The sequence below is a fragment of the Candidatus Eremiobacteraceae bacterium genome, from assembly GCA_035314825.1.
GTDB lineage: Bacteria > Vulcanimicrobiota > Vulcanimicrobiia > Eremiobacterales > Eremiobacteraceae > JAFAHD01.
In genome coordinates this window covers 24,091-38,107 of sequence record DATFYX010000011.1, presented here as the reverse complement: position 1 = coordinate 38,107, position 14,017 = coordinate 24,091, and the positions used below count along the sequence as shown (strand labels likewise).

At 66.0% G+C, this 14,017-nt stretch carries 15 protein-coding genes; 13 read left to right on the top strand and 2 right to left on the bottom strand.

From position 1 onward, the window contains the following. The first annotated feature begins 1 nt into the window (after position 1). From VKF82_02695 to VKF82_02635, 13 genes are all read left to right on the top strand, one after another. Positions 2-724 (top strand): 5-oxoprolinase subunit PxpA, encoded by a 723-nt coding sequence (locus VKF82_02695; protein ID HME80964.1) that lies wholly within the window; start codon positions 2-4, stop codon positions 722-724. Beyond that, a complete protein-coding gene (locus tag VKF82_02690; GenBank protein ID HME80963.1) occupies positions 721-1,212 on the top strand; it encodes a hypothetical protein in 492 nt (163 codons plus the stop codon). Before VKF82_02695 ends, VKF82_02690 begins: the two co-directional genes overlap by 4 nt. Then, positions 1,209-1,685 carry an isoprenylcysteine carboxylmethyltransferase family protein gene (locus VKF82_02685; GenBank protein HME80962.1) on the top strand — a complete coding sequence of 159 codons (477 nt, stop codon included), beginning with the start codon at positions 1,209-1,211 and terminating at the stop codon, positions 1,683-1,685. The genes VKF82_02690 and VKF82_02685 overlap by 4 nt, the downstream gene beginning before the upstream one ends. An 18-nt stretch (positions 1,686-1,703) precedes the next feature. Further along, positions 1,704-2,291: a hypothetical protein gene (locus VKF82_02680; protein ID HME80961.1), complete on the top strand. Its 588-nt coding sequence runs from the start codon at positions 1,704-1,706 to the stop codon at positions 2,289-2,291. A gap of 124 nt (positions 2,292-2,415) precedes the next feature. Next, a complete protein-coding gene (gene nusA, locus VKF82_02675; protein ID HME80960.1) occupies positions 2,416-3,765 on the top strand; it encodes a transcription termination factor NusA in 1,350 nt (449 codons plus the stop codon). A 290-nt stretch (positions 3,766-4,055) separates the two neighbouring features. Then, complete coding sequence (gene infB, locus VKF82_02670) at positions 4,056-6,629, top strand: translation initiation factor IF-2 (protein ID HME80959.1); 2,574 nt, start codon at positions 4,056-4,058, stop codon at positions 6,627-6,629. Beyond that, positions 6,629-7,162 (top strand): hypothetical protein, encoded by a 534-nt coding sequence (locus tag VKF82_02665; GenBank protein HME80958.1) that lies wholly within the window; start codon positions 6,629-6,631, stop codon positions 7,160-7,162. Before infB ends, VKF82_02665 begins: the two co-directional genes overlap by 1 nt. 111 nt (positions 7,163-7,273) lie before the next feature. After that, a complete protein-coding gene (gene rbfA / locus VKF82_02660) occupies positions 7,274-7,654 on the top strand; it encodes a 30S ribosome-binding factor RbfA (GenBank protein ID HME80957.1) in 381 nt (126 codons plus the stop codon). Continuing rightward, positions 7,626-8,633: a bifunctional oligoribonuclease/PAP phosphatase NrnA gene (locus VKF82_02655; GenBank protein ID HME80956.1), complete on the top strand. Its 1,008-nt coding sequence runs from the start codon at positions 7,626-7,628 to the stop codon at positions 8,631-8,633. The genes rbfA and VKF82_02655 overlap by 29 nt, the downstream gene beginning before the upstream one ends. Position 8,634: 1 nt before the next feature. Continuing rightward, complete coding sequence (truB, locus tag VKF82_02650; protein HME80955.1) at positions 8,635-9,519, top strand: tRNA pseudouridine(55) synthase TruB; 885 nt, start codon at positions 8,635-8,637, stop codon at positions 9,517-9,519. A gap of 16 nt (positions 9,520-9,535) precedes the next feature. Next, positions 9,536-9,964, top strand: a complete 429-nt coding sequence (locus VKF82_02645) for a hypothetical protein (GenBank protein ID HME80954.1) — start codon at positions 9,536-9,538, stop codon at positions 9,962-9,964. A gap of 30 nt (positions 9,965-9,994) precedes the next feature. Beyond that, positions 9,995-10,906 carry a riboflavin biosynthesis protein RibF gene (gene ribF, locus VKF82_02640; protein ID HME80953.1) on the top strand — a complete coding sequence of 304 codons (912 nt, stop codon included), beginning with the start codon at positions 9,995-9,997 and terminating at the stop codon, positions 10,904-10,906. Between the two features lie 39 nt (positions 10,907-10,945). Then, on the top strand, positions 10,946-11,377 hold the full coding sequence (locus VKF82_02635; protein HME80952.1) for a hypothetical protein: 432 nt from the start codon (positions 10,946-10,948) through the stop codon (positions 11,375-11,377). Positions 11,378-11,396: 19 nt separating this feature from the next. Here VKF82_02635 and VKF82_02630 read toward each other — a convergent pair whose 3' ends face one another. Then, positions 11,397-12,068 (bottom strand): isoprenylcysteine carboxylmethyltransferase family protein, encoded by a 672-nt coding sequence (locus tag VKF82_02630; GenBank protein HME80951.1) that lies wholly within the window; start codon positions 12,066-12,068, stop codon positions 11,397-11,399. Next, positions 12,065-14,005, bottom strand: coding sequence for a S9 family peptidase (locus VKF82_02625; GenBank protein ID HME80950.1), 1,941 nt, complete (start codon positions 14,003-14,005; stop codon positions 12,065-12,067). The genes VKF82_02630 and VKF82_02625 overlap by 4 nt, the downstream gene beginning before the upstream one ends. Between the last annotated feature and the right edge of the window lie 12 nt (positions 14,006-14,017).

Sequence of the window (14,017 nt, the reverse complement as noted above, 5' to 3'; positions counted from 1 at the left end):
CGTGACCATCGATCTCAACTGCGATATCGGTGAATCCTACGGCGCGTGGCGCATGGGCGACGACCTCGCATTGCTCGACGTCGTATCCTCGGCCAACGTCGCGTGCGGATTCCATGCCGGCGATCCGACAACCATCGACGCCACCGTCCGCGCGGCTGCCGAACGCCAGGTGGCGATCGGCGCGCATCCGTCGTATCCGGATCTCGCCGGATTCGGGCGGCGCAGCATGGACCTCAAACCCGGCGACGTCGAGTCGGGCGTGCTCTATCAGATCGGCGCGCTCGCGGCCTTCGCCGTAGCGGCCGGCGTGCCGCTGCACCACGTCAAGCCCCACGGCGCTCTATATAATGATGCATTCGCCAACAAGCCGCTCGCCGAAGCGATCGCGCAAGCGGTCGCGCGCTTCGACAAGAACCTCGTGCTTGTCGGCCTGCCGAAGTCAGCCTTGCTCGCGGCCGGCCGCGCCGCCGGCCTGCCGACCGCGGCCGAGGGCTTTTGCGACCGCACCTACGAGCCCGACGGCACGCTGCGCTCGCGCACCAAAGACGGCGCGCTGATCACCGACCCCGCCAAGGCCGCCAAACAAGCCCTCGCCCTTGCCGCCGGCGGCCAGGTGCAGACGCTTTGCATCCATAGCGACACGCCGGGTGCGTCGGCAATCGCGTTCGCGGTGCGGGCGGCGTTGCGCGACGCCCGTTTCGATATCGCGCCGCTGCACCCATGAGCACGCCAGAGCGCCTCGAGGCGATCCTGCAAAACGTCGCGGAGCGCTTCGCGGACGTCGAAGTGCTCAAGACCGCAGTGCGCCGCGAAGGCCGCGCGTACGCGCTCTCGGTGATTATCGACCGCGAGGGCGGCGTCGACACGGCGCTATGCGAGCGCATCACCCGCTTCATCGACCAAGGCGTCGAAGCGGAGAAGTTCGACGCGGCCCTCGGGCCTTATACCATCGAAGTCGGGTCGGCTGGTCTCGACCGTCCGCTGCTCGCCCCCGCGCACTATCGGCGCTTCATCGGCCGCGACGCGCGCATCATCACCAGCTCGCGCGTCCACAACCGCGTCGAGTTCACCGGAAAGATCGAGGCGGCTGACGAAGACAAAGTCACGCTCGCAGATCGATACGCCGGCCGCGTAGACGTGCCGTATGCGGCCATCAAGCGCGCCAATCTGGTGTACGATATCGCCGGCGACCTGAAACGCCACAAGACATGAGCAGCTCGATCGCACGACAAGACAACGCCGGCGTCCGCTTCCCGCCGCCGTTCATATACCTTCTAGGCCTGCTGCTCGCATGGCCGCTCGAACGATTCGTGCCGCTGCACCTTCCGCTCGGGCTCGTGCGCTGGCCGCTCGCGGCGCTGTTGCTCCTCGGATGGCTCGCGCTGTGGTTCATGGCGCTGCCGATGTTCAGGAAAGCGCACACGCCGATCAGCCCGGTTCAGCCCACCACGGCGCTGATGACCACAGGGATCTACGGCCGCACCAGAAACCCGCTGTACCTCGGTCTTGCGCTGTTCTATCTCATGATCACCGTCGTCGCCCAATCGGGCTGGATGCTCGTGTTGTTCGTCCCGGTCATGCTCATCATCCGGTTTGCGGTGATCGCGGCGGAAGAGCGTTACCTCGATCGCCGTTTTGGGCAAGAATATCTCGATTACAAAAAACGCGTGCCTCGCTGGCTTTGACATAGAAGGATGCATGCCATGACCGATCGCCATCTGCTCGCCGGCCGCGCGCTTGCGCTGATCTCATGCGCATGCGCGACCATCTGGTCATCCTCATCCGGCGCGCTCGCCGCTCGAGCCGTCATCCCGGCCGGGTCGGCGATCCAGGCGACCTTGAACCTTTCGCTCAATACGAAGTCCGCCTACGTGGGCCAGCCGATCTCGATGAACGTGCAATCGCCCTATCCGTCAAACGGCGCAGGCTTGCAAGGCGCGATCATCTACGGACATGTGGCGCAGGTGCAAAAAGCGGGCCAAGGACGCAACCCCCAACTCGAGCTGGTGGTCGACCACATCAAATCGTACGGCTCCTCTTCACAGATCCCGATCTCCGCCTACATCGACAAGATCGCGCCGAAGCAAGGGCCGAATTATCTGACCGGTGCCGCCGGCGCCGCCGTCGGGATGCTGTTGGGCAACTGGATCGGCAAGACGATCGGCACCAATGCGGGAGGCGCTGTCGGTTTGGCCGCGGGGTTCATGCTCGCGTCCAACAACAAAAAAGATATCAACGTGTCTGGCGGGTCGGAAGTGACCGTGCATCTGACGCAAGCGCTGTCGCTCTAGCGGCCCGGTGGGCCACGCCCCGGCCTTGCGCCGGGACGCCGTTTATGGTAGTATACGAACGTATTCTCCGTGAGGAGTGGGACAGCCCACTCCTTTCGTTTCTCCCAAGGGCTCCACACACACTATGGCACCACGCAAGACCGTGAAAAAGGCGGCCACCTCGGGCAACGGCATAGCCGTCGCCGCGCCCGCCCAACCGAACCAAGAACTGATCGACGCGCTCCACGAGCTCGAGCGCGACCGCGGGCTGTCCTTTGCCGTGCTCATTGACGCGCTCGAAGCGGCCCTCGTCTCGGCGTACAAGCGCAACTTCGCGCGCGAGGCAGAGGCGCACGGCAATCCGGTCGTCATCGTCGACCGCGAGGACGGCTCGTACCGCGTGTTCGCGCGGCGCGCCGTCGTCGACGAAGTCGTCGATCCGCTCATCGAGATCAGCGCGGCCGACGCCGGCGAGAAGTATAAGGTCGGCGACAACTTCGACATCGAAGTGACGCCCAAAGAGTTCGGACGCATCGCGGCGCAGACCGCCAAGCAGGTCATCGTGCAGCGCATCCGCGAGGCGGAGCGCGATCTGGTCTTCGACGAGTACAACGACAAGATCGATCACATGATCAGCGGCACCGTGCTGCGCTACGAGCAGCGCAACATGTTCATCGATCTCGGCAAGGCCGAGGCGATCCTGCCGCTCTCCGAGCAAGTGCCGCACGAGTCGTTCCGCATCGGCTCGCGCGTGCGCGTCTACGTGATGGAAGCGCGCAAGACCAACAAGGGACCGCAGATCGTCGTGTCGCGCACCCACCCCGACGTCGTGCGCCGGCTGTTCGAGACTGAGATCCCGGAAGTCGCACAGGGACTGGTCGAGATCAAGGACATCGCGCGCGAGCCTGGCTCGCGTTCGAAGGTGTCGGTCTGGACCGACGAAGAGGACATCGACGCGGTCGGCGCTTGCCTTGGGCCGCGCAGCTCGCGCATCAACAACATCAGCGACGAGCTCCACGGCGAGAAGATCGACGTCATCCAATGGGCCGCCGACACCGCCACGTACATCGCCAACGCGCTGCAGCCGGCCAAAGTCATCCAGGTCCACCTGAGCGAACGCCAGCATCTGGCCGAAGTGGTCGTGCCCGACCACCAGCTCTCGCTGGCGATCGGCAAGGAAGGCCAGAACGTGCGGCTTGCCGCGCGGCTCACCGGTTGGCGCATCGACATCCACAATGAAGAGCAGTGGACCAAGGTGATGTCGCAGCGCGTCGAAGAGGAGAAAGAGCTCGAAGAGGTCGCGGCGATGGCCGAAGCGGCCGCGCAAGAGTCTGGCGTCGACTTGACGCCCGAGCTGCTCGCCCAAGACGAGGATCTGATCCGGCGCCTGCAAGAGCTGCAACGCGGTGACGAAGAGCCCGCGGAAGCCGAACAGGCCGCTGACGCAACGGAGGACGCCGCCGACGACGCCGAAAAGACTGGCGCGGCCGAATGACGATGGAGCTTCCGAGCGCGTACCGATCCGGCAGTGCGTCGGATGCCGCGTGCGCTCGGACAAGCACACGCTGCTGCGCTTCGTGCGCGCCGCGGACGGGCAATGGGAGCCTGATCCGGCCGCTCGACGCGAGGGCAGGGGCGCATACCTGTGCTCGGCGCAGTGCGTCGAGCGCGTGAAGAAGAACAAACGATACAAGGGCATAGCTACAGTGCCCACAGATGTAGTAGCGCGCTCGTTTGAACGCGCACACGAAAGGAAATAGATAGGCCGCAGCGGCGGCCGAACGCATGGCTGGAGTCCGAGTACACGAGCTCGCTAAAGAGCTGAATCTTTCAAGTCAGGAGACGATCGCGCTTCTGGGCAAGGTCGGCATTGCCGCCTCGACTCACATGAGCCTGATCGACGAGCACCGCGCGCGCATCGTCAAAGGCGTGCTCACGGGCAACCTCGCCGAAGAGGCTAAGCGCGTCAAGACTGCGCCCAAGAAAGCCGCGCCTGCCGCCACCGGCAACGGCGCCGCTGCTGCACAGGCGGCCGAGCCCGCCCCCTCAGCGCAGGCCGCAGCCCCGAGCGCGCCGCAGGTCGAAGCTCCGGCAAAGCCGGTCACCCCGGTCATCGCTGAAGAGCCGATCGCGCGTCTTCGCGTGGTGCCCGCGCCTCAGAAGGCGCCGCGACCCGCGCCGCGCCCGCCCGCGCCGCCCAAAGTCGTGCCCGCCGCATCTGCCGATCCGACCGCACCGATTCCTACGACGCGTCCGGCCATCGCGGCCAGCACGGCAGCGCCGCCCCGCCCGCCGCAACCACTGCGCCCTGGCGGACCGATCCGTCCAGGCGCACCCGGCATGGGCCGCGGCCCCATGGGTCCGCGCCCCGGATTCATCAATAGACCCGGCACGGGGGGCCGGCCCGCCGGCCCGCCAGGCCGCGGCGCGGTCGCACCCGGCCCGATGCCCAGCGCGCCGCCGAGCGGCGGGCGCAAGAAATCGCGCGAGGAGCTCGAGCGCGATCGCAAGGAGCGCGAGCGCGAAGCGCTGCTCAAAAAACAACAGCCGCGTTCGCGCGCTGCACAGGTCGGCACAGCAGTCACCGAACCGGAAGTCCTCAAGGATCTTGCGATTCCCGATCTCATCACGGTCCAGCAGCTCGCTGCGGCGATGGAGACGCCTGCCGGCCAGGTCATCGCGCAGCTCATCCGCATGGGCACGATGGCGACCATCAATCAGCACATCACGCCCGACGTCGCCGGACAAGTCGCGCGCCGCTTCGGTTTCAATACGATCGTCAAAGAGGTCGGTGAAGAAGCCGCCCCCGAGATCGTCGTCGAGGCCGATCCGCCGGGCTCGCTCACCACGCGGCCGCCGGTCGTCACCGTGCTCGGCCACGTCGACCACGGCAAGACGTCGCTGCTCGACGCCATCCGCTCCACCAAAGTTGCGGCGGGCGAAGCGGGCGGCATCACGCAGCGCATCGGCGCGTACACCGTCGAGACCGGCGACCGCAAGGTCACCTTCATCGACACGCCCGGCCACGAAGCGTTCACCGAGATGCGCGCGCGCGGCGCCAAGGTCACCGACGTCGCGATTCTTGTGGTCGCGGCCGACGACGGCGTCATGCCGCAGACCATCGAAGCGATGAACCACGCCAAAGCGGCCGGCGTGCCGATCGTCGTCGCCATCAATAAGATGGATAGGCCCGACGCCAATCCCGATCGCGTGAAGCAGCAGCTCTCGGAGCTGGGGCTTGCGCCGGAAGAATATGGCGGCCAGACGCAGTTCATCCCCGTCTCGGCCAAGCAGAAGACCGGCATCGACGAGCTGCTCGAGATGGTGCTGCTCAACGCCGACCTGCTCGACCTCAAGGCCAACAAGAGCCGTCGCGCGCAAGGCGTGATCATCGAGGCGCGCCTCGATCGCACACGCGGTCCGGTCGCCACGGTGCTCGTCAAGAACGGCACGCTGCGCGTCGGCGACATCGTCGTCGTCGGCTCTACGTGGGGCCGCGTGCGCGCGCTCTTCGACGACAAGCTCGAGCCGATCAAGCGCGCAGGTCCGGCGATCGCCGCCGAGATCATGGGTCTGTCCGACGTTCCCGCGGCTGGCGACGTCATGGAAGTCGTCTCCGACGAACGCGACGCGCGCGAGCTCGCCGCCAAGCGCTCGCAGCGCAAGCGCGAACAGCGCATGGCCACCGCCAAGCGCACGGTCACGCTCGACGGCTTCTTGGCGCAGGCCAAAGAAGGCGGCATCAAAGAGCTCAACCTCATCATCAAGGCCGACGCGCAAGGCTCGGTCGAGGCGCTCAAATCGCAGCTCGACGGCTTGGCCAACGACGAAGTGCGCACGCGCGTCATCCACACCGGTGTCGGCGGCATCAACGAGTCCGACGTCATGCTCGCGAGCGCGTCGAACGCGATCATCATCGGCTTCAACATCCGGCCGGACGCGACGATCTCGCGCAAGGCCGAACAAGAAGGCGTGGACATCCGCCTGTACGAGGTCATCTACAACGCGATCGACGACGTCAAGGCCGCCATCGCGGGCATGCTCAAACCGCAGACGCGCGAGGTCGTGCTCGGCCAGGTAGAAGTGCGCAAGCTCTTCAAGGTGTCCAAGGTCGGCACGATCGCGGGCGCCTACGTCAAGTCGGGCAAGATCACGCGCGACTCGGGCGTGCGCGTGCTGCGCGACAGCGTCGTGGTCTACGAGGGCAAGCTCGCCTCGCTCAAGCGCTTCAAGGACGACGTCCGCGAGGTCAGCGAGGGTTACGAGCTCGGCTTGTCGATCGAGAACTTCAACGACATCAAAGAAGGCGACGTCATCGAGGCGTTCACGACCGAGCAGGTTGCGGCCGCAACGGCGTAATGGACAACGACGTCGTCGAGCAAGCGCACGAGATCTATTTCAACGTCATCGTCGCCCACGGAGATGCAGACGACCCATGGTCGCCGGAGCAGCGCGCCGAGCTGCGCCGGGCGCTGCAGCTGCTCGAGCCGTTCGAGGAATCCGGCGAGCTCGGGCCCGACGGCGTGCAGCTGATGGCGTCGCTGTGCCTGGAGCTCGGCAATGACGAGCGCGAAGAGCACCTGCTGCGCCAAGGACTGGACCGCTACGCGAGCGCGGCCGGGTTGCACGGCGACCTCGGCGCGGCGCTTGCCAATCTCGAGCGCTGGCCGTCTGCCGTCGCGCACCTCGCGGCTGCGGTCGTGCTGGGCGTGGATGAACCCGACGAGCAATGGGCGGCCGCTTGCTCGCAGCTGATCGACACGCTCATCGAGTGCGGCGACCAGGAGCGGGCGGAGGCGATCCGCGTGTGGGCGCTGGCGTCGGCGCAAGATGACAAGGGGCGCGCGTGGCTCGAGGACGACGACGAAGACGACGAGCCCGAACCCGAATAGCTTAACGTATGGAGCGGTCGAGTTTACTCGACCGTGGACGAGATAGATATGGTGCGGCCGAATTCATTCGACCGCACTAGACGACCGAACAGTTGTGTGGGATAAAGCACTGTGAGCGAGCCGAGAAGCAAGCGCCTTGAACGTATCGAGCACGAGATCGTGCGCGAGGTCAGTGAATTGTTGCACAAGGAGCTGAAAGATCCACGCGTCGGTTTTGTCACGATCACCGGTGCCAAGATCAGTCCGGATCTGAGCAGCGCGCGCGTCTACGCAAGCCCGATGGGCGACAAGCGCGCCACCAGCCAGACGATGCGCGGCCTTGCCTCCGCGTCGGGCTTCTTGAGCGTCGAGCTCGGCAAACGCTTGGGCATGCGGCGCACGCCGACGATCCATTTCGAACGCGACGATTCGATCGAACGCGGCGTCAAGCTGACCAACATCATCGATGAGGTACAACGAGCCGATGAAGCTCGAGCCAAACACGAAGAGTGATGGCCGCGCCGCCGGCGCAGGCGATATCGTAGATACCCTCGACGCGCTGCGGTCGCACCGCCAGTTCGTCATGTGCGCCCACGAGAACCCGGATTGCGACGTGCTCGCGAGCGGATTCGCGCTCGGCATCGCGCTCAAGCGCCTCGGCAAAGACGTCAAGTATTTCCTGGACGACGAAGTTCCGCGCAACCTGACGTTTCTGCCCGAGTCAGGGCTTACGCAGCGCACCTTCGACGGCGTCGCCGACGACGCGATCTTCATTTTTTTCGACATGAGCGACCAAGCCCGCGCAGGCAAAGCGCTGGCCTGGGTGCCGGCTGATCGCATCGTCAACGTCGACCACCATCTCTCGAATACGCGCTTCGGTCGTTGGAACTACGTGCGCGAGCACGAGGCGGCAACAGGCGTGCTCGTGCTGCAGCTCATCGTCGGTTTGGGCGTCCAGGTCACGAGCGACATCGCCGAGTGTCTGCTGTCCGCGGTGCTCTCGGACACCGGCTGTTTCATGTATTCCAACGCGACGCCGCGCACGCTGCGCGTCGGAGCTGCGCTCATCGAGGCGGGTGCCGACAAAGACCGCATCACGGAGCAGCTCTATCAGATGCGCACGTTCGCGGCGCAGAAGCTGCTCGGTCGCACGCTGGACGCGGCCGTGCTCACCGACGATGGCATCTGCTATTCGGTGGTCACGCAAGCGATGCTCGCCGATATCGGCGCGGACAACGAGGATCTCGAAGAGGTGGTCGGGGCGCTGCGTGCCGTCGACCGCTGCCAAGTCGCCGCGCTGCTCAAAGAGCAGGCCGACAACTCGTATCGCCTGAGCCTGCGTTCGCGCGGCCGCGTCAACGTCATGGCTATCGCCAAGAGGCTCGGAGGCGGCGGACACTTCCGCGCCGCGGGCGCGCCGCTGGCCGGACCGGCCGACGCCGCGCTGGCACGCGTGCTCGAAGCGATCCGCGCCGAGATGGCGGTGCGCTGACCTGAAGGCCGAGTCTGCCTTCGGGTTCGTCAACGCGCTCAAGCCGCCGGGAATGACGTCGACCTCGTTCGGCAGTTGGGTCAAGCGCATCTACGGCGGCGCTGCGGTCGGTCATTGGGGCACGCTCGATCCCGCGGCAAGCGGCGTGCTTGTCCTTGCCATCGGTCACGCCACGCGCCTTTTGCCGCTGGTGACGCCTTCGGACAAGCGCTACGCGTTCGAACTCGTGCTCGGCACGTCGACCGATACCGCGGATGCGACCGGCCGCATTCTCGAGACGGCCGCGGTGCCCGGCGATTGGGCGCAGCGCCTGCCCGCGATCGCCGCGCAGCTCATCGGACCGCTCGAGCAAGTGCCGCCCATGTTCTCGGCGGTCAAAGTCGCCGGCCGTCCGCTATACGTGAGCGCGCGCCGCGGCGAGCAGATCGCGCGCACCGCTCGCCCGACCCGCGTTTTGTCGTTGCGCGTCGCGCAGACCGGCGAGCGATCCGCGCGCATGGTCGTCGAATGCGAGGCCGGGCTGTACGTGCGCTCGCTGTGCGAAGAGATCGGCAATCGGCTCGGCACGTCCGCGCACATGGGAACGCTAGTGCGCACGGCGGCCGGCCCCTTCTCGATCGACACCGCTTCGCTGCCCACCGATATCGCCGAGCACCCCCAAGCTTGCCTCCTCGATCCGCTGAGCGTGCTGGCATTGCATAGAGTCGAACTCGACGCACCGCGGGCGCTGCGTTTCATGAACGGCAATGCTGTCGCGCCGGCGAGTGACCAGGGCGTTGAGCGCGACTCGCAGACAACCGTCCTCGTGCTTCACGGGAATCGCTGCATCGGAGTGGGAAGCCTCGCTGTCGGCGGCGAGCTTTCGCCGCGCCGCGTTTTCGATTGAAAGGACCGGCCTGATCGTGCGCACACTTCTCGCGGGGCTCATCGCGGCCGTCATCTGCGTGGCGAGCGCGTTGCCGAGCGGTGCCGCTCCGACGCCTCCGCAAACGGTGGCCGGCGGCATACTCCCGGTCGGTCAGAACCTGCACTATTACTGTCACTGGACCCAACGCTTTGGCGGCGGTATTGCCTGGACCGGCGATCTCAAGTTCAGCGTCAACGCCGACGGGATCGTCAACGGCACGTACCGCAGCAATTCGGTCAGGCCCGACCCGTTCTACGGCAAGATCGTCACCGTCACCGGTGGCGTCACCGGCACCAACATCCGTTTGAGCTTCGGTATCGTGCCGAACATATCGGTGCGCGGCACCGTCGCGAACAATGCCATCACGGGCGCGACTCAGTACAATGGCGGCACGCTCGAATTTGTGGCTGACCCGTCTCACTGAAGGCGCACCGCGGAGAGACGGCCTGACGGCATGCAGATCGTCCGCAGCCTAGACGCGTATCACGCAGACGCCGATCTTCTCCTGACGATCGGCGTCTTCGACGGCGTGCACATCGGCCACCGTGCGGTGCTCGATCACTTGCGCGCGCAGCGCGCGCCCGGCGTGCGCTCCGCGGCGCTCACCTTCGAAAGCCACCCGCTCGTCTTTTTGCATCCCGGTCACGCGCCCAAAGCGCTGACGAGTGTCGATGAGAAGATCAACCTGCTCGACGGCTGCGGCCTCGACGTGCTGTTTCTGCTGCCGTTCGACGAGCGCATCCAGCAGCTCGACGCGCAGGCGTTCCTCGAAGACGTGCTGATCCGGCAGCTTCGCACACGGCTGCTCGTCGTCGGCGATAACTGGCGCTTCGGCAAGGAGCGCACCGGCGATGTGACGCTTGCCAAAGCGGTGCTCGCGCCGGCGGGCTGCGCGTTCGAAGTCCAGTCGCTGCTGCTGCGCGACGGCCAGCGGGTTTCGAGCTCGCGCATCCGCGAGCTGATCGAGCAGCGTCAGTTCGTGCAAGCCGACGAATTGCTCGGCTCGCCGTTCACGTTGCACGGCATCGTCCGAGGGGGAGAGGGCCGTGGACACGTGCTCGGATTTCCGACCGCGAACCTCGAATTGCCGCCCGCGAAGCTCGTGCCGCCGCCCGGCGTCTACGCCGCCACCGCGCGCCATGATGGTGTGGATTTCGCCGCGGTCGTGAGCATCGGCGATAAACCGACGTTTGGCGGCCACGACATGGCGGTCGAGGCGTACCTGCTCGATTTCGACAAGAGCATCTACGGCGAACAGCTCGCGCTGCGTGGCTGGCGCTTCCTGCGCAAGCAGCAGCGCTTCCCCGACGCCGCAGCGCTCGTCGCGCAGATGAAGCGCGACGTTCACGCCTCGCGCCAAACATGATGGAGCGGTCGAATTCATTCGACCGCACGAGGGGAGATCATGAAGACATCCGCATCACTCAAATTAGCAGCCGCGCTCGCTCTTCTCGTCCAGTTCGGCGCCTCGACGGCTTCGGCGGACACAACGTCCAGCGCACCGCCGACGATGGCCCCTCCGCAGAAATACACATGCACGATCGATCCGCAATACGGCCGTGGCCGTCAATGGACCGGCAGCCTCGCCATTTCAATCGATCCAGCGGGCAACGTCACCGGCAAGTACAAATCGACTTCGACGATCCCCGACCCGTTCTACAGCGAGAACATCAAAGTGACCGGACACGAGAAGGGCAAGCAGATGGAGCTGGTCTTCCACATGGTCCAGCCCGCGACGTTCAAGATCGAAGGGCAGTTCTTCGGCTCCAACTACAACGGCACTGCGACCAACCAGAACGCGAACACGTTCAACTTCCTGGCGCAACGCCTGCATTAGATCTTACATCAGACGCTCATCACCAGATGAACGGTATCAGCCGGTGCTTTACTTTGGCTTGATACTCCACATAGCCGGGCAAGTTCTCGGCCAGGAACGCTTCTTCGTCGAACAGCCTCCACAAGAGCACGGGCAGAATCGCCGCGAGGACGAGCAGCCCCCACCATGAACCGAGCGCGATCGGGAAGCCTGCGAGCAGGATCACGCCCGCGGCATACATGGGATGGCGCACGATCGCGTATGGACCCGTCGTGACGACCTTCTGATCCGGCGCTACCTCGATGATGGCGGACGAGAACGAGTTCTCTTTGAACACGAGAAACGTGAGGAACCAACCGAGCGCGACAAGACAATCTCCGGCAATGGCGGCGGCCGCCGACATGTGCGACCAGCCGAAGCGATGATCGAGCGCCGGCACGACGAGCAGGCCCACAAACCCGGCAAAAGCGATCGACATGATGATCTTTTGGCTGGTCTCGTTCTCCGCAGCCGGCCCTCCGCTCATCCGGCGTTCCAAAAGCGCCGGGTCCTTCCTGACGAGATAAATGCCGACGGCAACCGACGTGAAGAAGTAAACAGCTAAGAATGTCCACGCCTGCCAGTAGTGAAGCGTCCACGCGGGGATGAAGATAAGTGCGGCCATCCCGAGCATGACGACGACGAGCGCGCCGAAGGGCTGCCGCCGTTTCACACGAGGTGGCGGTCGAACCAGTCGAGGATCGCTTCCAGACCAGCGACGCGCTGGCGCGGCGGCCCGCCGCGCGACAAACCGTGGTCGGCCTCGGGAAAACGCATCAGTTCGACCTTCTTGCCGGCCTGATACAGCGCGCTGAAGAGCTGCTCCGCCTGCTCGATCGGGCAGCGATAGTCCCGTTCGCCGTGGATGAGCAGCAGCGGCGTCGTGATGTCGCCGGCGAACGTGAGCGGGGAGTTGCGGCGATAGATGTCGGGGATCTGCGCCGGCGTGCCGCCCATCTCGACGTTGAGCATGCGCCCGACCTCGGACGTGCCCCACAAACTCTCGAGATTGATCGCGGCGCGCATCGCCACCGCGGCCGCGAAGCGCTTCGAATGCGAGATCGTCCACGCGGTGAGGTAGCCGCCATACGACCCGCCGGCGACGCCGAGCCTGCGTTCGTCGGTGCCGCCTTGGATGACCAGCGCATCGAGCGCGGCGATGCAGTCGGCCAACGCCGGCCCACCCCACTTGCCGAGGATCGCGGCGGCGAACGGTTCGCCGTAGCCTTGGCTGCCGCGCGGATTGCAATACAGCACGTCGTAGCCGCGCGCGGCCAGCAACTGGAACTCGAAGAAGAAGGCCTCGCCGTAGGCGAAGTGCGGGCCGCCGTGGATCTGCAGGATGCACGGCCGCGGCGCGGGCACATCGGACGGCAGATGCCATGCGTCGATCGTGCCCGACGGCGTGTCCACCGCCAGACGCACGGCTTCGCGCACACCGGCGTCATCGCACCACGCTTTGGTCTCGAAGGTGAGCCGGCGCAGCGCACCGCTGGCCGAGATGTCGTATAGTTCAGGTGGCGTCGATGGCGTCGAAGCGCAGCACACGAAACCGCCGGCGTATGGCGCGAACATCGAGACCGACATCGTGGACGGAGTCGCGGTGCGCACGCGCAGATTTCGTTCGACGACGAACACCCGCGTGGCGCCGCCCTGCGTGCCGAGCACCGCGATGCTGCCATCGGGCAAGAAACGTGGCGCGAACGGCGCGCCGGCGGTCCCGGTGTCGGTGGTCGTCCAGTCGCCGCAGGTCCAATCCTCAGACGGCGTGAGGCACACCGCTTCGCCGACGCCGGGATCGGCCGCGAAGAGTCGCTGGTTCAACAGACCGACCCAGCCGCGCGGATCGTCGCTGCCGATGCACACGATGCGCTCGCCGTCTGACGACCAGACGGGCAGCTGCACGTCGCCCCGCAGCGAGAGCAGTTTGCGCGGCGCGCCCTGATCCTTCACGGATGCGAACCACAACTCGCGCATCAGGACGCCGTCCGCGTCGGCGCCATGCTCCCCGGTGAACGCGATCCGCGTTCCGTCGGGCGACCACGCGGGCGCCGCCACGAAACCGGTCGCATCGGTCAGCGGCCGCGGCGCACCGCCGCCGGCAAGATCCATCAGCCAGATCTGCGGATACGAATCGTGGTAGCCGATGCCGTCGGCGCGGTAGCGTTGGCGCGTGATGCGCCGCCAACCGCGCGATTCGACGTCGCGCTTGCCTTGCCCGGAGACGGCGACGGCCGCGATGAAGCGGCCATCGGGCGACACGGAGAATTCACCGATCGAGCCGTCGATCGCCGGCAGCGGATATGCCTCGCCGCCGGCCAGCTCGATGCACCACAGCTGCATCGCGCCGCTGCGATCGCTCAGGAAGAAGAGCTTCGAGCCATCGGCCGACCACGCGGGCGATGCGTCGCGCGCGACGCCGCGCGTCAGCACGGTCACCGCCGAGGATTTGAGATCGACGAAACGCACGCTGCCGCGGTAGGCGTTCGCGGCCTCGTCCGCCACGGTCCGCACGTAGGCCACGCGCTGGCCGCTCGGGTCGAGCGCGCAACCGCTGACCACGGGCAACGTGAGCAGATGCCCCGGCGTGAGGCGGCCCGGTGCTGTCATGTCAAAAGGCTA